The organism is Parapedobacter soli (genome assembly GCF_025460835.1).
GTDB classification, from domain to species: domain Bacteria; phylum Bacteroidota; class Bacteroidia; order Sphingobacteriales; family Sphingobacteriaceae; genus Parapedobacter; species Parapedobacter soli.
Genome location: NZ_JAMXAY010000010.1, coordinates 63199 through 82145 on the forward strand (window position 1 = coordinate 63199; position 18947 = coordinate 82145).

19 protein-coding genes are annotated in these 18947 nt (G+C 48.4%); 13 read left to right on the forward strand and 6 right to left on the reverse strand.

Annotated elements, in window-relative coordinates:
• Positions 1 to 262: 262 nt before the first annotated feature.
• The 8 genes from NGM62_RS06470 (at position 263) to NGM62_RS06505 (ending at position 8660) form a co-directional block, all read left to right on the forward strand.
• Complete coding sequence (locus NGM62_RS06470) at positions 263 to 2374, forward strand: HEPN domain-containing protein (RefSeq protein WP_262246685.1); 2112 nt, start codon at positions 263 to 265, stop codon at positions 2372 to 2374.
• Positions 2375 to 2429: 55 nt separating this feature from the next.
• Positions 2430 to 3197 (forward strand): uroporphyrinogen-III C-methyltransferase, encoded by a 768-nt coding sequence (gene cobA / locus NGM62_RS06475; RefSeq protein WP_262246686.1) that lies wholly within the window; start codon positions 2430 to 2432, stop codon positions 3195 to 3197.
• The gene (locus tag NGM62_RS06480) at positions 3194 to 3793 is read left to right on the forward strand and encodes a precorrin-2 dehydrogenase/sirohydrochlorin ferrochelatase family protein (RefSeq protein WP_262246687.1); all 600 of its coding nucleotides are present in this window, start codon (positions 3194 to 3196) and stop codon (positions 3791 to 3793) included. The genes cobA and NGM62_RS06480 overlap by 4 nt, the downstream gene beginning before the upstream one ends.
• A complete protein-coding gene (locus NGM62_RS06485) occupies positions 3790 to 4500 on the forward strand; it encodes a phosphoadenylyl-sulfate reductase (RefSeq protein ID WP_262246688.1) in 711 nt (236 codons plus the stop codon). Before NGM62_RS06480 ends, NGM62_RS06485 begins: the two co-directional genes overlap by 4 nt.
• A gap of 59 nt (positions 4501 to 4559) precedes the next feature.
• Entirely contained in the window at positions 4560 to 5450 is an 891-nt protein-coding gene (cysD, locus tag NGM62_RS06490) for a sulfate adenylyltransferase subunit CysD (protein WP_262246689.1), read from the forward strand.
• Positions 5451 to 5505: 55 nt separating this feature from the next.
• Entirely contained in the window at positions 5506 to 6759 is a 1254-nt protein-coding gene (locus NGM62_RS06495) for a sulfate adenylyltransferase subunit 1 (RefSeq protein ID WP_262246690.1), read from the forward strand.
• Between the two features lie 310 nt (positions 6760 to 7069).
• Positions 7070 to 8401: an NADP-specific glutamate dehydrogenase gene (gene gdhA, locus NGM62_RS06500; protein WP_262246691.1), complete on the forward strand. Its 1332-nt coding sequence runs from the start codon at positions 7070 to 7072 to the stop codon at positions 8399 to 8401.
• A 10-nt stretch (positions 8402 to 8411) separates the two neighbouring features.
• A complete protein-coding gene (locus NGM62_RS06505) occupies positions 8412 to 8660 on the forward strand; it encodes a hypothetical protein (protein WP_262246692.1) in 249 nt (82 codons plus the stop codon).
• Here the strand turns inward: NGM62_RS06505 and NGM62_RS06510 are convergent.
• Complete coding sequence (locus NGM62_RS06510; protein ID WP_262246693.1) at positions 8657 to 9340, reverse strand: SIR2 family NAD-dependent protein deacylase; 684 nt, start codon at positions 9338 to 9340, stop codon at positions 8657 to 8659. The two genes, NGM62_RS06505 and NGM62_RS06510, sit on opposite strands and share 4 nt — an antisense overlap.
• A 70-nt stretch (positions 9341 to 9410) precedes the next feature.
• On the opposite strand from NGM62_RS06510, the gene rnhA reads away from it, so the two are divergent.
• The 5 genes from rnhA to NGM62_RS06535 all read left to right on the forward strand — a co-directional run bounded on the left by rnhA (position 9411) and on the right by NGM62_RS06535 (position 12649).
• A complete protein-coding gene (rnhA, locus tag NGM62_RS06515) occupies positions 9411 to 9869 on the forward strand; it encodes a ribonuclease HI (protein ID WP_262246694.1) in 459 nt (152 codons plus the stop codon).
• A gap of 103 nt (positions 9870 to 9972) precedes the next feature.
• The gene (locus NGM62_RS06520) at positions 9973 to 10479 is read left to right on the forward strand and encodes a hypothetical protein (protein WP_262246695.1); all 507 of its coding nucleotides are present in this window, start codon (positions 9973 to 9975) and stop codon (positions 10477 to 10479) included.
• A gap of 93 nt (positions 10480 to 10572) precedes the next feature.
• Complete coding sequence (locus NGM62_RS06525) at positions 10573 to 11229, forward strand: hypothetical protein (RefSeq protein ID WP_262246696.1); 657 nt, start codon at positions 10573 to 10575, stop codon at positions 11227 to 11229.
• Between the two features lie 19 nt (positions 11230 to 11248).
• A complete protein-coding gene (locus tag NGM62_RS06530) occupies positions 11249 to 12010 on the forward strand; it encodes a sensor histidine kinase (RefSeq protein WP_262246697.1) in 762 nt (253 codons plus the stop codon).
• Between the two features lie 21 nt (positions 12011 to 12031).
• Positions 12032 to 12649: a response regulator transcription factor gene (locus NGM62_RS06535; protein WP_262246698.1), complete on the forward strand. Its 618-nt coding sequence runs from the start codon at positions 12032 to 12034 to the stop codon at positions 12647 to 12649.
• Between the two features lie 16 nt (positions 12650 to 12665).
• On the opposite strand, the gene lysA is transcribed toward NGM62_RS06535, so the two are convergent.
• The 5 genes from lysA to NGM62_RS06560 form a co-directional block, all read right to left on the reverse strand.
• A complete protein-coding gene (lysA, locus tag NGM62_RS06540; RefSeq protein WP_262246728.1) occupies positions 12666 to 13844 on the reverse strand; it encodes a diaminopimelate decarboxylase in 1179 nt (392 codons plus the stop codon).
• 24 nt (positions 13845 to 13868) lie between these two features.
• On the reverse strand, positions 13869 to 15182 hold the full coding sequence (locus NGM62_RS06545) for an aspartate kinase (RefSeq protein WP_262246699.1): 1314 nt from the start codon (positions 15180 to 15182) through the stop codon (positions 13869 to 13871).
• A gap of 61 nt (positions 15183 to 15243) precedes the next feature.
• Entirely contained in the window at positions 15244 to 16191 is a 948-nt protein-coding gene (locus NGM62_RS06550) for a D-2-hydroxyacid dehydrogenase (RefSeq protein ID WP_262246700.1), read from the reverse strand.
• 15 nt (positions 16192 to 16206) lie between these two features.
• Positions 16207 to 17274, reverse strand: a complete 1068-nt coding sequence (serC, locus tag NGM62_RS06555) for a 3-phosphoserine/phosphohydroxythreonine transaminase (RefSeq protein WP_262246701.1) — start codon at positions 17272 to 17274, stop codon at positions 16207 to 16209.
• Between the two features lie 282 nt (positions 17275 to 17556).
• On the reverse strand, positions 17557 to 18924 hold the full coding sequence (locus NGM62_RS06560) for a sigma-54-dependent transcriptional regulator (protein ID WP_262246702.1): 1368 nt from the start codon (positions 18922 to 18924) through the stop codon (positions 17557 to 17559).
• Positions 18925 to 18947: the final 23 nt, after the last annotated feature.

Below are 18947 nucleotides of genomic sequence, written 5' to 3' on the forward strand. Positions count from 1 at the left end.
GTTTAAAAGGTGCTGACACGCTCTTTTAGACATCTTGTTTTAGTACGCCATACCACAATCTAAATATCATAAAGCATTTGTTATCAAGTTTTTAACTAAAAATGGCGGGTATTTTTCATTTTAATACTACTACTTCTATATACATTAGGTATATTTGCCCCGTGAAAGTAGCGGAAGCTAGCCGTTAGTTTGAACGGATTTAGAAAAACAGGAGAGGGAAATAAGCGGATTCATTCAATTTTTAATTAGCTAAACAACACCCATGCAGAGCTTTAGAACGGAACTCGAAAATCCGATCGTAGAAAAGGAAATTATTGAACTTGAACGCAAAATCAGGGCGTTTAGGGATGGTTCAATGCCAGAACAGAAATTCAAGAGCTTACGGCTAGCCCGTGGTATTTATGGCCAACGGCAACCCGGTGTTCAGATGGTGAGGATTAAGTTGCCGTTCGGTAAAGTCACCTTCAAGCAATTGCTTCGTATATCGGATATCTCTGATGAATATGCAATCCGCAACCTGCATTTCACTACGCGCCAAGATATCCAGATCCATTTCGTGAGCTTAGACCGTACACCGGAGCTGTGGGCAAAACTCGCAGAAGATGAGCTGACCATCCGCGAAGCTTGCGGTAATACCGTACGTAATGTCACTGCATCACCTCATGCGGGTATCGATCCCGAGGAGCCCTTCGACGTTTCGCCTTATGCACATGCGACTTTTTCGTATTTCCTGCGCAATCCTATTTGCCAAGAGCTCGGCCGGAAATTTAAATTCGGTTTCTCCTCCAGTTCTCGTGACACCGCTTTCGCCTTCGGGCAGGATCTCGGATTCATCCCCAGGGTGAGGGTAATAGATGGCCGCGAAGAACGAGGTTTCCGCGTTATCTTAGGAGGCGGGTTGGGGGCCCAGCCGATGGCGGGACACGTTGTGCATGAATTCCTTCCGGAGGACCAGTTGATACCCTATTCCGAAAGCGTGCTACGGACGTTCGACCGGTATGGTGAACGGAACAACCGTAACAAAGCCCGCTTCAAGTACTTGATCCAGAAGCTTGGGTTCGAAGAAGTGAAAAAACTGATTGAGGAAGAGCAAACAGCGAGCAAGGTTAAAACATACCCGATTGACCGCGATGCCGTACCGCAGCCCGAACCACCCGCGCAGATATCAAGCGAGGCGGTGCCCGTCGTGGATTTGTCCGCTTATGAGATATGGAGGAAAACCAATGTGTGGCCCCAAAAGCAGGAAGGTTTCTATGCGGTACATGTCAAAGTTCCCACCGGCGATATGCCCACCGAAAAGGCCAGGCAATTGCTGGCCGGCATCCGTGGCCATGTGGCCGACGAATTGAGGGTAACGCAAAACCAAGGATTGTTGCTTAAATTCGCACGGGAGCAGTCATTGCCCCATATTTACAACATCTTGCTTAAAATCGGTTTTGCGAAGCCAGGGTTCGATAGTGTAGCCGACGTGACAACCTGCCCCGGTACCGATACTTGTAACTTAGGTATATCTAATAGCACTGAAATGGCCCGGGTACTGGAGTCGCTGATATACGAGGAGTATGAAGACCTTGTTTACGACCGGGACCTTAAGATTAAAATAAGTGGTTGTATGAATTCATGCGGCCAGCACGGGATTGCCCATATCGGGCTGCATGGCAGTTCATTGAAAGCAAACGGCAAAGTGGTGCCGGCAGCACAGATCATGCTCGGTGGTGGCGTTTTGGGTGATGGCCTTGGCCGTGTGGCTGAACGCGTGATCAAAGTGCCATCGAAGCGTGTTGTGAATGCCGTGCGGCTCCTGCTAGACGATTATGCTGCGAATGCGCTCCCGTCGGAATATTTCCACGATTACTTCGAACGGCAAACGAAAGACTATTTTTACCGGTTGCTGAAGCCATTGGCAGACCTGACGACGTTAACGGACGAAGAATTCGTTGATTGGGGCCATCAGGAAACCTACCAACAGGCAATCGGTGTGGGTGAATGCGCAGGTGTAGTGATCGATTTGGTTTCGGTTCTTCTTTTCGAAGCGGAAGAGAAATTGGATTGGGCCAATGAAAGCTATCGAGCAGGTGCATTTGCTGATGCTATTTACCATACCTATAGCATGTACATCAGTGCAGCTAAGGCACTGCTGCTCGAAAAAGGAATTCATAGCAGCACCCAGATAGCGGTAATCAATGATTTCGATAAGAACTTTGTGGAGACGGGTGAATTTGTGATCCCAGGTGGCTTTGCCAAGCAGGTGCTAGAAATTAATAAGCACGAGCCGTCAGAAGACTTTGCACGTAAGTACTTGGCCACGGCGATTGACTTCCACGAGTCGAACATAGCAAAGCGGTCTGCCGTTGCTGCGGCAATAAACGACTAACGGTAATGTGCGTTTCGCCCACGTATACAAATACAAAAAAGACTAAACAACGAAAATGAACAGATACCCGAAAATAACATTGGTAGGGGCGGGGCCGGGTGATACTGACCTGATTAGCCTGAAAGGGCTGAAGGCCTTGTCAAAAGCCGACGTAATACTGTATGACGCCCTGGTCAATGAAGAACTGCTTGATTATGCCCCCGAGCATGCGTTACGGATCTTTGTAGGTAAACGCGCAAGCCACCATGCATTCAGCCAATCGGAGATTAACAAAATGATGGTCGAGCTAGCCCAGACAAACGGACACGTGGTCCGTTTGAAAGGCGGCGATCCTTTTGTTTTCGGCAGAGGTGGCGAGGAGTTGGCCTTCGCAGCAGAAAACGGTATCCCTACAGCTGTGGTACCGGGTATTTCAAGTGCGATATCGCTGGCAGGGTTACAGGGCGTTCCGCTTACCCACCGGGGTGTAAGCGAAAGCTTTTGGGTAATCACGGGTGCCACTAGTGCGGGTACGATTTCGAAGGACCTTTATGCAGCAGCGCATACGGACGCGACGGTAGTCGTGCTTATGGGACTGAATAAACTTGCCGAGATTGCCCACATTTATCAGGGAGTCGGGCGTCCAAAGCTACCCATTGCAGTTATCCAAAACGGCTCGCTCCCGAACGAAAAGGTAGTGTTGGGCACAATCGATACCATCGTTGACCGGGCTGAGCAACAACAAATCAGCTCGCCGGCGGTGATAATCATCGGGGAAGTGGTGGCCAAACACCCGAATTTTGCATCGGAACGGCAACAAGAAGAAACAGCATTGACCTTATGAGCGATCAAGCAAATAACCAACTGTTCCCCGTTTTCCTGCAACTGAATCGGCTGCGTGTACTCCTCGTGGGCGGCGGGAACGTGGCGTTGGAAAAGCTTACCGCTCTACTTGGCAATAGCCCCCTTACCGCCGTCACAATCGTCGCAAAGGAAATCAGCTCCGACGTTCGGACGTTCACAAGCGATTATCCGTCCATCACACTGCACGAGCGCCCGTTCCAGGATGCTGATTTGGATGGGGTGGATGTTGTGTTCGTAGCAACCGATAATACTGAGCTGAATACCTACATCCGTAACGAGAGCCGTAAAAGGCGGTTGTTAATCAATGTGGCAGACAAGCCTGAGCTCTGCGATTTTTACCTCGGGTCGGTAGTCAAAAAGGGAAATCTGAAACTGGGTATATCCACGAATGGAAAATCACCCACAATTGCCAAACGGATAAAAGAACTCCTGAATGAGGCGTTACCCGAGGAAATTGATGAGACCCTGAGTTATATGAGCCGGCTTCGTGATTTACTGAAGGGAGATTTTACCGATAAAGTAAGGACACTAAACGCACATACCGTATCTTTGCTGGCATCAACGGAAAAAAAATGAATACGCTAACAGCTGAAATCACTGCATTGGTGGACGGAAAATCCGTGTCGGATGCGTTGACGGCCATAGCCGATCACTTTCCGGGACGCGTGGCATTTTCCACGAGCTTCGGGATAGAAGATCAAGTTGTCACTCACATTATTTTCAGCAATAACCTGCCAATACGGGTGTTTACGCTCGAAACGGGCAGATTGTTCCGAGAAACATATTCCGTGTGGAGCCGGACACTGGAGGTGTACCAAAAGAAGATTGAGACATATTTCCCCGACACCCAAGCCGTAGAGCAGCTGATCAGCCAAAAAGGACCGGTTAGTTTTTACCAGTCAGTTGAAAACAGGAAAGAGTGCTGCCACATCCGCAAGATAGAACCACTTGGGCGCGCGTTGAAGGGGGCGTCCTGTTGGGTCACGGGTATCCGGGCATCCCAGTCAGATAATCGGCAGGGGATGACACAGGTTGAGTGGGACGGAGGGCATGGCCTTGTCAAGTTCCACCCCATATACCAATGGTCTTTGGACCAAGTATGGGATTACGCAAAAAAACACCGTATACCGTATAACCCACTGCATGATAAAGGGTTTCCAAGCATTGGTTGTGCGCCCTGTACCCGGGCTGTTCAGCCGGGAGAGGACTTTCGCGCAGGCCGGTGGTGGTGGGAAGATCAAAGTAAAAAGGAGTGTGGCTTACATACCACCGATAGGGGGTGACTGAAAATTGATAATGAGAATCGCTGTCGTATAGCGTCATACCAAAGAAAATAATATTTATGGATTATTTAGATCATTTAGAGGCGGAGGCCATATACATTCTGAGGGAAGTAGCCGGGCAATTTGAAAAGCCCGCTCTACTGTTCTCCGGTGGGAAAGACTCGATTACGCTGGTGCATCTGGCAAAAAAGGCCTTCCGGCCGGGTAGATTCCCTTTTCCCTTGGTACATATCGATACCGGCCACAATTTCCCGGAAACCATCGCTTTTCGGGACGAATTGATAGCAGAACTACAAGAAGAATTAATCGTTGGGTACGTACAAGACAGTATCGATGCGGGGAAAGTAGTTGAACAGAAAGGAAAAAACGCTAGTCGCAATCAACTGCAAACCACCACACTATTGGATACCATTGCCGAAAATGGCTTTGATGCATGTATTGGCGGTGCACGCCGCGACGAAGAGAAGGCCAGAGCAAAAGAACGTATTTTTTCGGTACGTGACGAATTTGGGCAATGGGACCCCAAGCGGCAGCGTCCCGAACTATGGAACATCTACAATGGGCGGATCTTCAAAGGCGAAAATGTACGGGTGTTCCCCATCAGTAACTGGACTGAATTGGATGTATGGAACTATATCCGGCGGGAAAACATCAAGCTACCATCGATTTATTTCTCACACGAGCGCGACGTCATTACCCGGAACGGGCAATTGATGACAGCCACGGAGTTCCTGAACATAGATCACGAAGACATCGTACAACGGCATCGGGTGCGTTTCCGTACAGTGGGCGACATGACGTGTACAGCCGCTGTGCTATCCGAAGCGTACCACATCGACGACATCATCGAAGAAATCCAGTTATCCAACGTTAGCGAACGGGGAGCTAGGATGGACGATAAAGTCTCGGAAGCCGCCATGGAGGATCGGAAAAAAGGCGGATATTTTTAAGCCGTCTCACAATAGCAAAATAATAAAAACTCAAACAAAAAAGATAAAATCCAACATGGATCTATTGAAATTCATAACGGCAGGTAGTGTAGACGACGGGAAAAGCACCTTGATTGGCAGGCTGTTGTATGATACAGACTCTATACTAGACGACCAATTGGAAGCTATCCAACGGGCTAACCGGAAAAATGACGATGGAACGTTAGATTTAGCCATTCTGACAGATGGCCTGAAGGCGGAACGCGAACAGGGCATCACTATTGATGTCGCTTACAAATACTTCCATACAGATCGGCGTAAATTCATTATCGCCGATACACCAGGGCACATCCAATATACCCGAAACATGGTAACCGGCGCATCCAATGCTGATCTAGCCATTATTTTAATAGATGCCCGCAAAGGGGTTGTGGAACAAACACGGCGGCATTCATTTCTGGTATCGCTGTTAGCTATTCCCAATATCCTCGTTTGCATCAATAAAATGGATATGGTTGATTACGATAAAGCGGTTTATGACAAAATCAGAGCCGATTATGAGCGGTTGGCCGGGAACATGGAAAAAACACAAGTGGACTACATCCCTGTAAGTGCATTGAAAGGTGATAACATCGCGAGCAGTTCTTCAAATACACCCTGGTACGAAGGGAAACCACTATTGGAATTCCTCGAAACGGTAGAAGTGAACCGCCAACCCCAAACCCAGCAAGCCCGGTTCCCCGTGCAGTGGGTCATCCGCCCGCAAACCGTAGAGTTGCCGGATTATAGGGGCTACGCCGGCCGCATCGTAGGGGGGGATTTTTCCGTGGGAGACCGCGTCGTAGCGCTGCCTTCTGGATTTATGAGTACCATAACCCGTATCGAGCTGGCAGGCGAAAATTTACAGATTGGCGAAAATGGAGCGTCGGTCATCGTCCATCTGGCAGACGATATCGATATCAGTAGGGGAGATATGCTGGTGAAAGCTGATGAGCAGCCAGCTTTATCCCAAAGTTTCGAATCCGATATTTGCTGGATGGATACCAAACCACTCGACCTCGGCCAGACATATTTTTTACAACAGCACGGTAAGATAACCAAGGTTAAAATACAGGATATCGTTTACCGTATCGACATCCAAACGCTCGAAAAATCAGCAAGCGACAGCTTTGGGCTCAACGATATTGGCAGGGTCCGTTTCAAAAGTGCAGATCCGCTAGCATTCGATCACTATGCTTCTAATAAGGCGAACGGCGGCGCTATACTTATCGATTCGCGCAATAACCTCACCATCGCCGCATTGATGATCGACAAACCCGTGGATAACTGATAGGAACTTTTATTTCTTCGGCAAAATAGGAACGAGGCCCCCCGAAGGAGGCTTCTCACTTTCTTATTTAACATAACGTGTATTATCATGATATTGGATGGGAAGAATATGCTGTACTTATATATACAGGCTAGAATCCTTACCCGTGCAGCAGGGAAACCCCTTTGGAGTTATTCTTAGGCAGATTACGCAATGTTGTTTTGACGTAATTTCAATAAAATACCAATATAACATTAAAAATTCATAAAAAAATGTGACTTTGATTAAAATTTTTTTAAATTTGCCTGCTTCATAAAACTTACAACGCAATATGCCAAACTATTTCGAATCGTTTATCGATTATGTCACAGCACGTAACCCCAATCAACCTGAATATCTGCAAGCGGTAAAGGAAGTCGCGGAAGACGTTATTCCATATATCGAAACCCAAGCCAGGGAGTTGATTGCTTGCAGGCTTTTCGAACGTATCACCGAGCCGGAGCGGACAATCTCTTTCCGCGTGGTTTGGTTGGATGATTCCAATAATGTGCAAATCAACCGTGGTTATCGTGTCCAGATGAATAGTGCCTTGGGCCCTTATAAAGGCGGGTTACGGTTCTCCCCCACCGTGAACCTCAGCGTGTTGAAATTCCTTGCATTTGAGCAAACATTTAAGAATAGCCTCACAGGGCTTCCTCTCGGAGCCGGTAAAGGTGGGGCCGATTTCGATCCGCGGGATAAATCCGATAGCGAAATCATGCGTTTCTGCCAGAGTTTCATGACCGAGTTATACCGCCATATCGGCGCAGACACGGATGTCCCTGCTGGGGATATTGGTGTCGGCGAACGTGAAATTGGGTATTTATTTGGCCAGTATAAGCGTATCCGAAATAATTTTACAGGTGTTCTTACGGGCAAGGGCCCGGCATGGGGTGGTAGTTTCATCAGGCCGGAAGCTACCGGTTTCGGTCTACTCTATTTTGTGGAGCGCATGTTATATGAAACACAAGATTCGCTTAGGGGCAAAACCATAGCTATCTCCGGAGCAGGTAACGTGGCTTACTACGCTGCCCTCAAAGCACTTTCTTTGGGAGCTAAAGTAATCACCATTTCCAATAGCAACGGCACTATCTATGATGAACACGGTTTTACACAGGAAAAACTGGATTATGTAGCCTCGCTCAAGCGCAATTTGAAGGAATACACCAACCGCTTCCCGGCAGAGTACCACCCTGACAAAAAGCCGTGGCAGTTTGCATGCGATATCGCCCTACCATGTGCAACGCAAAACGAACTCGATGAGCAGGATGTGAAGCAACTCGTAAAAAACGGTTGCATGTGTATTGCGGAAGGTGCGAACATGCCTTGTACCGAGGCAGCAGTAAAGGCAATCATGAAAGCCAAGATACTCTATGCCCCTGGCAAGGCCGCAAACGCCGGCGGTGTAGCGGTATCGGGCCTCGAAATGTCACAAAACCGGATCGGCCAGCAATGGACTGCTGAGAAAGTCGACAGCAAACTCAAACGTATCATGCAGGAAATACACGACACGTGCGTACATTACGGTAAAGACAGAAATGGTGTCATTAATTATATGAAAGGGGCCAATATCGGTGGGTTCGTAAAAGTGGCCACGGCCATGAAAGCTCAAGGATATGTTTAAATAGGTGCCAATGAGAACCGTCGCCGAACTTCCCCACCCCGATTTCAAGATCACCATCTTCACGATGAACCAAAAGTTCATTGTCAAGTTTGAGCAAGGCACGCTTGAACAGGTGTATAAAATTGCTGAGTCTGATATCACCGGTGGTGTCGACGGACTATTCCAGCTAATCGATGCGGAGTTTTCCAAATCTGTTGCCGCTCGGTTTGACGAGATGCGGCGGAGCTTTATAGATACGTATAATAGGTACGAATATTAAGCCATCAACTGGTCAACCACGTGTGGTACACCCGTCGTTGCTTTTCGAGCGATACGGGTAACGGGCCGTTGGATCTGTAATTCGGAGGCGTGCGGATCCACGATGTAGACGTCAGCGTCCATGGGTACTTCGTTAAGTAGACCTGCTGCTGGATAGACTTGCAATGAAGTACCTACCACCAGGAAAACACTAGCTTGCCTGCAAACGCGAATGGCCAGTTCCATCGCCGGCACGGGTTCGCCAAACCATACTACATGTGGCCGCAGTTGGCTACCGAGCTCGCAATGCTCGCCCATCGTTATTTCACTCCCCACTATCGGATAGGTAAGCCGTGGATCGATGCTCGATTGTGATTTGGTAATCAGCCCATGCAGATGCAATACATTTGTAGACCCCGCCCGCTCATGCAAATCATCTATGTTCTGGGTTACAATGGTTACCTTCTTTTTATTTTCCAGGGCTGCCAAAGCTAGGTGGGCAGCATTGGGTTTTGCCGCCAATACCGACTTCCGTCGCATATTATAGAATGCCTGCACGAGTTCAGGGTTCTGCTTCCATGCCTGAGGCGTTGCAACGTCCTCAACGCGGTAACCTTCCCAAAGTCCGTCCTCTCCCCTGAATGTCTTGAGCCCGCTCTCGGCTGAAATTCCTGCACCGGTAAATACTACTACATGTTCCATAAACGCAAAATAAGCAATTCCGGGCAGATATATCAACCGATTCCGACATGAATGAACTACATTTGCGGCAATGATTGAACTATATACAGATGGAGCATCGAGCGGTAATCCGGGCCCAGGCGGGTACGGTGTCATCCTGCGGTCAGGCCCTCACTATAAGGAGTTGTCGGAAGGATTCCGTAAAACAACGAATAATCGGATGGAGCTGATGGCCGTAATCAAAGGCCTAGAAGCTCTTAAAAAACCAAACGAAAATGTAACCATTTATTCCGATTCGAAATATGTCATTGACGCTGTGGAAAAAGGTTGGGTGCACGGTTGGGTACGTAAAGGATTTGCAGGCAAGAAAAATCCTGATCTTTGGATGCGTTTCCTCAATGTATATAAACTGCACAACGTCAAATTTGTGTGGGTGAAGGGGCATGCAGGACACCCTGAAAACGAACGTTGCGACCGCCTCGCGGTACAAGCCTCTCAGGATTCAGCCAATTGGAAAATCGATACCGTATTTGAAACAGGCAACGGATGACGGCGTTAATGCATAAATACCTATTTTGGTGTATTGGCATTGCCCTGATTTTTCACGATGTTTGTTAACATACTAGTAATAAGTTTTTTAACAAAGCCATAAGATGAAAAGTACAAATTCTCCAAAGAAAAGTAAATTAAACCTCATCCCTGTTGAACTGGCACAGCAGATGGTTAATGCGTATGACAAGCAGCGCCGTGGGCCGGCCGCAAAGCAACGGAGCAAAGAATTAGGAAAAACCGTTCAAGAGCCCCGCTCGTTTTGGGTAAGTAAGGACGCGCTCTTAGAGTTGCTGGCAATCAATAAGGCCGACGGGATCCGGTTCTATTATGCTATAGCGGATGATTATCCGGGATTCGAATTAAAAAGGCCCGAACATAAGAAAGCGCATACCGCCATAATGGTGGCCACGCGATCCGTAGATCCTGACAATCCTACCATGGAGAACAGTGTGGATTGTCTCAATATACCCCGTAAAGAAGCAACCATACATAAGGAGAAAGGCGGTATTGGCCCCGTGGTTTTGCCCATCACTTCATCGTTAGCAGGACTACCTGCAGATGAACTGGACCTATGCCCCCCACCGTCGCCCAAGGGCCAGTTGTTATAGGCAACAGTATATAGTCGAAAGCGCTCCACCGGGCCGCAAATGATCCGGTGGAACGTTGAAGCTCCGACCAACGTCCCAATAAAATATCGACCTATGAATAGTGTTACCATCATTCTGTTAGGAATAATTTTATTAGGCGTAGTAATCGGATTATACCGCTGGCATAAGCTCGACCTGCCCGTATTGAAGCTATTCCCTTATTTTTTGTTGTTTCAGTTCATTTACCAGTTGTTTGCTTCGTTATATTCCTTTGTCTTTACCGACCACGCCTCCAATCATTTCATTTTCAATGGTGTCCTACCAGTAAATATCTTGTTTTTCGGCGTACTGTTCCACGGTGTAATCAGAAACCCCACTACACGCAAAATCATTATTGCCGGCACCGTGCTCAATCTGGTGTTTTTCTTTATCGATCTATTTTTTATCCAGGACTTCTCATTTCTGATGACCTATCCACGCACCACCATGTCGGTATCGCTAGTTGTATTCGCGTTACTTTATTTCCACGAGCTCATCAAGTCAGACCGTGGATATGACATTAATCCAGTGCGCAATGCCGCATTCTGGATTGTCACCGGGATATTCTTTTTCTATCTCAGCAGTACGCTCACCATTATTTTCTGGAACTATTTCGTGGTCAACAACGTTTATTTCGGATCGGTTATGATGCGTGTTTTTGCCTTTATATTGTATTCCATGTATATTGCCGGCATATTGCTGCATAGACCATATAGCAGGGCGAACCAGTAGCCTGCCAACGTATTGAATTGTGGAAGAAACCATAAATATTGAAATAGCGATTGCAGTCCTATTTGGCAGCCTGATGCTTGCATTGATCGGTGTGTTCATGTTCCTCATGGTCATTATTTACCAAAAGCGCAAAATCAAGGGAATCCGAGAGCAACAGCGGCTTATTGCTCAATATGAACAAGCTGTATTGAAAGCCAAAGTGGAGATGCGTGAGGAAACGCTGAAATACGTGGGGCAGGAACTCCACGACAATGTGGGGCAGGTACTCTCTTTGATCAAGCTATACCTCTCCCGGCCCGACACGCAGCAAAAGCCTGATGTGAAGCACCTGATCGATCAAGCTATTACAGATATCCGCTCATTGTCGCACGATCTCAATATCAACCGCGTGGAACAATACTCGCTGGGTGATTTCATCGAGCAAGAGCTCTATAAGGTAAACAAAACGGGAGTCGTTAAGATATCGTTCGAAAATAACGGCTTTTGCGAACCCGCTTCCATCCACGATAGGCTGATGATCAGTCGGATATTTCAGGAGTGTATCAATAATATCCTAAAACATGCGGAGGCTAAACATATATTTGTTAAGTTAGAGGCGGCCAAAGGATGCTGTGCCCTATCCATAGCCGATGATGGTATTGGATTCGAATCAGCTTCAACGTTAAAGGGGTCGGGACTTATCAATATATACGACCGGGTCAATCTCATCGGCGGGCATATCGAAATAGATTCCGCGCCTGGCGATGGAACCAAGGTTTTATTGCGTATACCGAACGAATGACACCCAATTGCAGGATAAACAATGATCACTATTGCTATAGCAGATGACCATAAGCTGATGTCGGAAGGCGTTGCATCGATTCTACAATCGGATGCCGAGCTGTCGGTTGTTAAGATTTGCAGTAATGGCAGGGAGCTCATCGACTATTTACACAAAAATACGGTCGACCTGGTGTTGGTCGACCTGAATATGCCGATATTGGATGGACCCGATACGATCCGCATTATCAAAAACAACCAGTTTTCCTGCAAAATCGTGGTGCTAAGCATGTATGCCGACGAAAACATCTATGCCAAATGCCGTGAATTGGATATCAATGGCTATTTGCACAAAGACTCCGATGCGCAGCACCTTATAGACACCATCAAACAAATCCATAAGGGGCACAACCATTTCGATTATGAACGTGCAGCAGCTGCCGAACCAAATAAGCTTTTCGACGATAAATTCCTGAATAAGTTCAAGCTCTCCCCACGCGAATTGGAAATTATAACGTTAGTAAGTGGAGGCCTTACCAATCAAGAGATAGCAGATAAGCTCTTCCTGTCAGTTCACACGGTGATGACGCACCGCAAAAATATCCTTCATAAGCTGCAAGTGCGTAATACGGCAGAGATGCTGTCCCTAATCAATGGTTGAGGGCTAACAATAGGTCTTACGACTCATCGCTGTATACATATCGTATCTCTTCACGGAGATTATACCGTGAGGCCATCACTTCGCCGTAAGCACCGGCCGTACGAATAGCAATCAAGTCGCCGCGTTGTGTTTTCGGCAGCGGTACTTCTTTGCCAAAACAATCTGTGCTCTCACAGATTGGCCCTACCACGTCGTAATGCAGCGGTGGTTCATCAGTATTATCATTGTCGGCAGCAGCAGCGGTGAGGTTCTCAATCCGGTGGTAAGCTTGGTATAGCGCCGGCCGCATCAATTCTGTCATTCCTGCATCGATGATCAGGAAATTCTTCTTGATGCCATTTTTTACATATAAGACTCGTGAAACCAGACTGCCGCATTGCGATACCAATGCCCTGCCCAGTTCGAAATGGACCTCTTGGCCCGGTTTACGTTCCAAGAATTCACCAAAGACCGAAAAGTAAGCCCTGAAATCAGGGATAGGGTATGCATCCGGCTCATGGTAGTCTACGCCCAGCCCCCCTCCTACGTTTAGTATACGCAGCCGGAATCCCCGCTCATCAAACCAGTTATTAAGTTCGTTCACTTTCACGCAAAGACTTTTGAATACATTCAAGTCCGTAATCTGGGATCCCACGTGGAAATGTATACCCACCAATTCGATGTGCCGGCACTTCCGCAATGTTTCAACGGCTTCCGGCAGGTCCCACTGGGCAATACCAAACTTGTTCTCGTCCAGTCCTGTTGTGATATATTGATGGGTATGGGCGTCGACATTGGGGTTGATGCGGAGTGCTACGCGGGCTATTTTCCCTAGTCCGGCAGCCAACCCATCGATAACCTGAAGCTCCTGGATCGATTCGACGTTAAAAGCAAAAATGTCCTCGTTGAGTGCGTAAGTGATTTCTTTGTCTGATTTGCCCACACCTGCAAATACGATTTTGCCGGGATCGAACCTGGTTTCCACAGCCCGCCGCACCTCGTTGCCACTCACACAGTCCGCACCGAATCCAAGATCCCGTATCCGTTCCAAAAGACGATTGTTGAAATTGGCCTTCAAGGCATAGTGCACATGGAAACCCAGCGTATCGGCAGCCTCGAGGGCCGAGGTCAACGTCTGTTCCAACAGTGCTATATCGTAATAATAAAACGGGGTTTCCTGTTTAGCAAATGCATTAATACGACTGCGATCAAACATCATACCGGTCATTTACTTGTTTAATTAGAAGAGCCTATTATGCAGTGAACGAAGAGATTCCACTTTGTATTCCGTTTGCAACAACAAGGAGATGTTATAATCGCTCCCGCCATACGAAATCATGCGTATGGGGATGTGTTTCACGGCATCCAATACACGCGATGCATAGCCGTGCGTATCCAGCCCGAAATCACCCACCACGCAAATGATGGTCTGGTCGCGATCGATGTCAACCGTACCGAAGTCGAGGAGCTCCTGTTCGATTTCCTTTAAGTATTTGGTGTCGTCTATGGTCAGCGATACAGCCACCTCTGATGTGGTAATCATATCTATCGGCGTCTTGTAGCGTTCGAAAATCTCAAACACCCGCCGTAGAAAGCCATAGGCCAGCAACATCCGCGACGAGTGGATACGGATAGCCGTAATACCATCTTTTGCGGCGATAGACCGTACCACCCCTTTCGCTGCACCGTCTTTACTGATCAGTGTACCCGGCGCATTAGGCGCCATGGTATTGAGCAATCGTACCGGCACATTAAAACGCTGCGCCGGGAAAACGCTATGCGGGTGCAATATCTTCGCGCCAAAATAAGCGAGCTCCGCAGCCTCATTGAAGCTAAGGTGTGCAATCGGCTCCGTACCTTTCACGATCCGGGGATCATTGTTATGCATCCCATCGATATCCGTCCATATCTGTATCTCATCAGCACCTATCGCCGAACCGATCAGCGATGCAGTATAGTCGCTCCCACCGCGCCTCAGGTTATCGATTTCACCGAATGCATTCCTGCATATATACCCTTGGGTTATAAAGAAGTTATGGTCGCTCGACTGAAGCAGTAATTCATTCAGGTGTTCACGTATAAAATCGATTTTTGGCTCGTTGTCTTCGTCGATTTTCATGAAATCGAGTGCCGGCAACAGCTTCGATCGGATACCCAGTTCGGTCAGGTGGAAATGGAATAATGTCGTAGAAATCAATTCCCCCTGTGCGAGGGCTATTTTCTCTTCCAACGGTGTGAACAACTGATTTGAGAAAGACCTAATTAAGTTGAAATGGTAATCAATCAAGTCTTGGCCGTTCTGGCGACCTTCGTCCGTTGTGAACAGTTCCGATATCAGCTTCTGGTAGCTTTCGTATAGCGCGTCAATAAGGTCCGATGCTTTTTTCTTCTCACCCGCCATATAGGCTTGTGATATTTCGACCAGCGCATTCGTTGTGCCCGCTACGGCCGATAGAACGATGATTTGGCGCTCTTGCGGACGGATGATGTCCAGCAAGCCTTTAATGCGATCTGCACTTCCGACGGAAGTTCCTCCGAATTTTAATACTTTCATCGATGTGTTATTATTCGAATTACGCAGGTCCGTATCCGAATACCGTATCTATACGTTTAACTTATTTTTTGAGGTGCTCGATAATCAACCCTGCCAACTCCTCTCCAATCCGTTCCTGTGCTTCGCCCGTTGCCGCACCGATATGCGGTGTAAGCGAAACCCGCGGATGGGTAAGCAACTCCTTACGTGGGGTGGGCTCATTGTCGTACACATCCAGGCCGGCGAAAGCCACCTTGCCACTATCTAACGCCTCGATGAGCGCAAGCTCGTCAATCACCCCGCCCCGCGACGCATTCACCAACCCGACCCCGGTTTTCAACAATTCAAATTCTGCCTTTCCGATAATCGGCTTATCCGTAAAAGGCACATGGAGCGAAATGAAGTCGGCTTGCCGGAATAACGCTTCGATTTCGACTTGACGAATCGGTACATCAACCGTGATTCCCCCCGAAAGCTCCACGGGAAGGCTTTTGGGTGCTTCAAACAAATCGCTTACAATCACGTCCATCCCTAAACCGATGCCTACTTTTGCTGTAGCCCGGCCTATACGGCCTATGCCGACAATACCGAGCGTCTTGCCACGCAGCTCAACACCTTTTGCATAAGCCTTCTTCAGGCCGGCGAAATTAGTGTCGCCTTCCACAGGCATTTTCCGCTGCGAGTCGTAAAGAAAGCGTACCCCGCTCAACAGATGGGCAAATACCAGCTCAGCAACCGACAGGGATGATGCAGCAGGTGTATTCACAACCGCGATTCCTTTTGAACGGGCGTACTCAACATCGATGTTATCCATCCCTACCCCACCCCTACCGATCAGTTTCAAGTTGGGGCATACGTCAATGAGCTCCTTGCGTACTTTTGTGGCGCTGCGCACCGTAATGGCATCGTATGCCGGCAGCTTTTCCGCAAGCTCTGCTTGGGGTATGTGCGTTGTATCTACTGTAAATCCCGCGTCTTCTAGCAGTTGTTTTCCTAAAGGGTCTATACCGTCATTTGCTAATATCTTCATGTCTTATCGTCGATGTTACTTGTTTTTCTCTTCAAATTCCTGCATGGTGTCTACCAATGCATTGACTCCCGTAATACTCAGCGCGTTGTAAATCGATGCGCGGAAGCCCCCCACACTACGGTGCCCTTTCAGGCCGACCAAACCACGCTCCTTCGCCAATTCGAGGAATGCAGCCTCATGTGCCTTGTCTTCGGTTACAAACGTCACGTTCATCCTTGAACGGTCTTCCACCTGCGCAGTGCCTTTGAACAAGGTATTCCGGTCGATTTCGTCATAAAGCGTACGTGCCTTGATGATGTTCTCCTGCTCAATCACAGACACCCCGCCTTTATTCTTCAACCACCGGAGGTTGAGCATGGCCACGTAGATAGCGAACACCGGCGGCGTATGGTACATAGACCGTGCGTTGATGTGCGATTGGTAATCGAAAATAGTTGGCATTGTCCGGCCTGTTTTCCCCAGCAACTCCTCCTTCACGATGACAGCGGCCGCACCTGCCGGTCCAACATTCTTCTGCAAGCCTGCATAGATCAGGCCATAATCAGCTACATTGATTTTACGGCTCAAAATATCGGACGACATATCAGATACCAGTGGGATGCTGGTTTTCGGAGCCTCGAAGATTTCAGTCCCGAAAATCGTGTTGTTGCTGGTATAGTGCAGATACGCTGCATCGGCAGGCACCTCATAGCTCTTCGGCACATAGCTGTAGTTCTTATCGGCCGAAGAGGCCACTACGACCACCTCACCAAATTTCTTCGCCTCCTTGATCGCTTTGCTCGACCACGTGCCCGTGTCGAGGTAGGCAGCCTTACCACCCTCAGGTAGCAGGTTCATAGGCACCAACGGAAATTGCGTGCTGGCACCTCCCTGTATGAAAATGACGGCGTATCCTTGTGGTACCGAGAGCAGTTCGCGCATTAGTTGCTCAGCTTCGGTCATCACAGCCTCGAACTCTTTGCTCCGATGCGAAATTTCCAAGATAGACAATCCGGTATCATTGAAATTCAATACAGCCTGGGATGCTTCCTGGAAAACTTCTTGGGGCAATATACATGGCCCCGCTCCAAAATTATGCTTCATGTTATTTTATCTGAGAGGTATATCCTTTTAATTTGCCGCAAAAATAAGAATTATTTATTGAAATTCATTCAATAATTTCAATAATCCATTGCGAATAATTCAAACACGCGGACCGCCATTGTACCAGCAACAATGTTTTTCAGGCTGCCGTTAAATGCCCTGCATCCGGCAGGGTGGCAACTTTGCGGTGCAGGTCACCCGCGACAGGCGTGTGTGTTGCGGCAATCGGCCTACCCCATGCGCCGGTTGCGCAGCGGCGTGGGCACTTTAAACAGGTTGGCACTATTCAATCCCGTATTTTTCCATCTTATTATACAACGTTTTGCGGTCGATATTAAGCATCTGCGCGGCCTTGCTCTTGTTATATTTGGCTTTCTGCAACACATCTATGATCAACTTCCGTTCGTGTGCTTCGCTATGGAGCCGCAAGTCGGGGTTATCTGCCGAAGGAGCCACCGCGGTATTTTCTATGGGCTTCCTTATGGCCAGTACCATTTCTTCGGGCAAAGCCGATGACTCTGCACGCTTACCGGGGGTGAGCAACACCATCCGCTTGATTACATTCTTCAGCTCCCGTAAGTTGCCCGGCCAATCATACGCATCGAAAATATCGGTCACTTCGCCGGCCAGTTCCTCCACATTCCGGCCCAGCTCTTCGTTGGCGTTAGCAACGAAGAAGTCGACAAACTGCTGGAAATCCCCGCGCCGGTCGCGGAGCGCCGGCACGATGATTTCAAACTCATTGATCCGGTGATAAAGGTCTTCCCTGAATTTCCCCGAGCCCAACAAGTCCTCGTTGGTCGCGGCGATAACCCGAACATCTACATTGACGGTCTTGTTGGCACCCACGGGTTGTATCACCTGCTCCTGCAGGGCACGCAGTAGCTTCACCTGTACGTCGTACGAGAGATTACCAATCTCGTCAAGGAACAGTGTACCGCCCGAGGCTTCTTCGAATTGGCCGACCTTATCGTTCAACGCGCCGGTAAACGATCCCTTTACATGCCCGAAAAGTTCGCTGGAGGCCAGCTCCTTAGACAGTGTACCGCAGTCGATGGAGACAAACGGCTTGTCGGCACGCTTACTCTTCCGATGGATCGCCCGGGCCACATATTCCTTGCCGGTACCGCTTTCCCCACGTATCAGCACAGACATGTCGGTGGGCGCTACAAGCGCAATATACTCGTGGAGTTTACGTGCAGCACTGCTGGTACCCTCCACAAAATCGGGAGTGACAGCTGCCGAGCTGGCCTTGCGGGAAGGCGAGGTTGTTTTTGCCTTATCTGCCGACTTCCCTTCCAGGGCTTCATTCACTACCATCAGCAGCTCGTCGGGGTTAACGGGTTTGGTGATGTAGTCAAACACCCCCTGCCGTATTGCATTCACTGCCGTACGGACATCGTTGAAACTAGTCATAATCACCGAAGGGACTACCTTTCCCCGGGCATGAAGCGCTTCCAACACGTCTAAACCAATACCGTCACCCAGTCGATAATCGAGCAGTATCAGTTGGAACTCATGTGCTTTGAGTGCTTCGACACCACCTTTTACACTGTATTTGACTACAACGTCAAATCCTTTTTTCTTCAAAAAGTTTTCGAGTATGGTAGCAAAGGTAGTGTCGTCTTCTACCAAAAGGATATTGGCCATGGAATAACCGAATTAAAAGTGTT

Bases quoted from the DNA above. Each gene is read 5' to 3' on its own strand.
- serC (WP_262246701.1), bottom strand. From the start codon at position 17,274: ATGAAGCATAATTTTGGAGCGGGGCCATGTATATTGCCCCAAGAAGTT.
- NGM62_RS06495 (WP_262246690.1), top strand. From the start codon at position 5,506: ATGGATCTATTGAAATTCATAACGGCAGGTAGTGTAGACGACGGGAAA.
- NGM62_RS06480 (WP_262246687.1), top strand. From the start codon at position 3,194: ATGAGCGATCAAGCAAATAACCAACTGTTCCCCGTTTTCCTGCAACTG.
- NGM62_RS06510 (WP_262246693.1), bottom strand. From the start codon at position 9,340: ATGGAACATGTAGTAGTATTTACCGGTGCAGGAATTTCAGCCGAGAGC.
- NGM62_RS06545 (WP_262246699.1), bottom strand. From the start codon at position 15,182: ATGAAAGTATTAAAATTCGGAGGAACTTCCGTCGGAAGTGCAGATCGC.
- NGM62_RS06525 (WP_262246696.1), top strand. From the start codon at position 10,573: ATGAATAGTGTTACCATCATTCTGTTAGGAATAATTTTATTAGGCGTA.
- NGM62_RS06520 (WP_262246695.1), top strand. From the start codon at position 9,973: ATGAAAAGTACAAATTCTCCAAAGAAAAGTAAATTAAACCTCATCCCT.
- NGM62_RS06535 (WP_262246698.1), top strand. From the start codon at position 12,032: ATGATCACTATTGCTATAGCAGATGACCATAAGCTGATGTCGGAAGGC.
- NGM62_RS06550 (WP_262246700.1), bottom strand. From the start codon at position 16,191: ATGAAGATATTAGCAAATGACGGTATAGACCCTTTAGGAAAACAACTG.
- NGM62_RS06485 (WP_262246688.1), top strand. From the start codon at position 3,790: ATGAATACGCTAACAGCTGAAATCACTGCATTGGTGGACGGAAAATCC.
- gdhA (WP_262246691.1), top strand. From the start codon at position 7,070: ATGCCAAACTATTTCGAATCGTTTATCGATTATGTCACAGCACGTAAC.
- NGM62_RS06505 (WP_262246692.1), top strand. From the start codon at position 8,412: ATGAGAACCGTCGCCGAACTTCCCCACCCCGATTTCAAGATCACCATC.
- cobA (WP_262246686.1), top strand. From the start codon at position 2,430: ATGAACAGATACCCGAAAATAACATTGGTAGGGGCGGGGCCGGGTGAT.
- cysD (WP_262246689.1), top strand. From the start codon at position 4,560: ATGGATTATTTAGATCATTTAGAGGCGGAGGCCATATACATTCTGAGG.
- NGM62_RS06560 (WP_262246702.1), bottom strand. From the start codon at position 18,924: ATGGCCAATATCCTTTTGGTAGAAGACGACACTACCTTTGCTACCATA.
- rnhA (WP_262246694.1), top strand. From the start codon at position 9,411: ATGATTGAACTATATACAGATGGAGCATCGAGCGGTAATCCGGGCCCA.
- NGM62_RS06470 (WP_262246685.1), top strand. From the start codon at position 263: ATGCAGAGCTTTAGAACGGAACTCGAAAATCCGATCGTAGAAAAGGAA.
- lysA (WP_262246728.1), bottom strand. From the start codon at position 13,844: ATGTTTGATCGCAGTCGTATTAATGCATTTGCTAAACAGGAAACCCCG.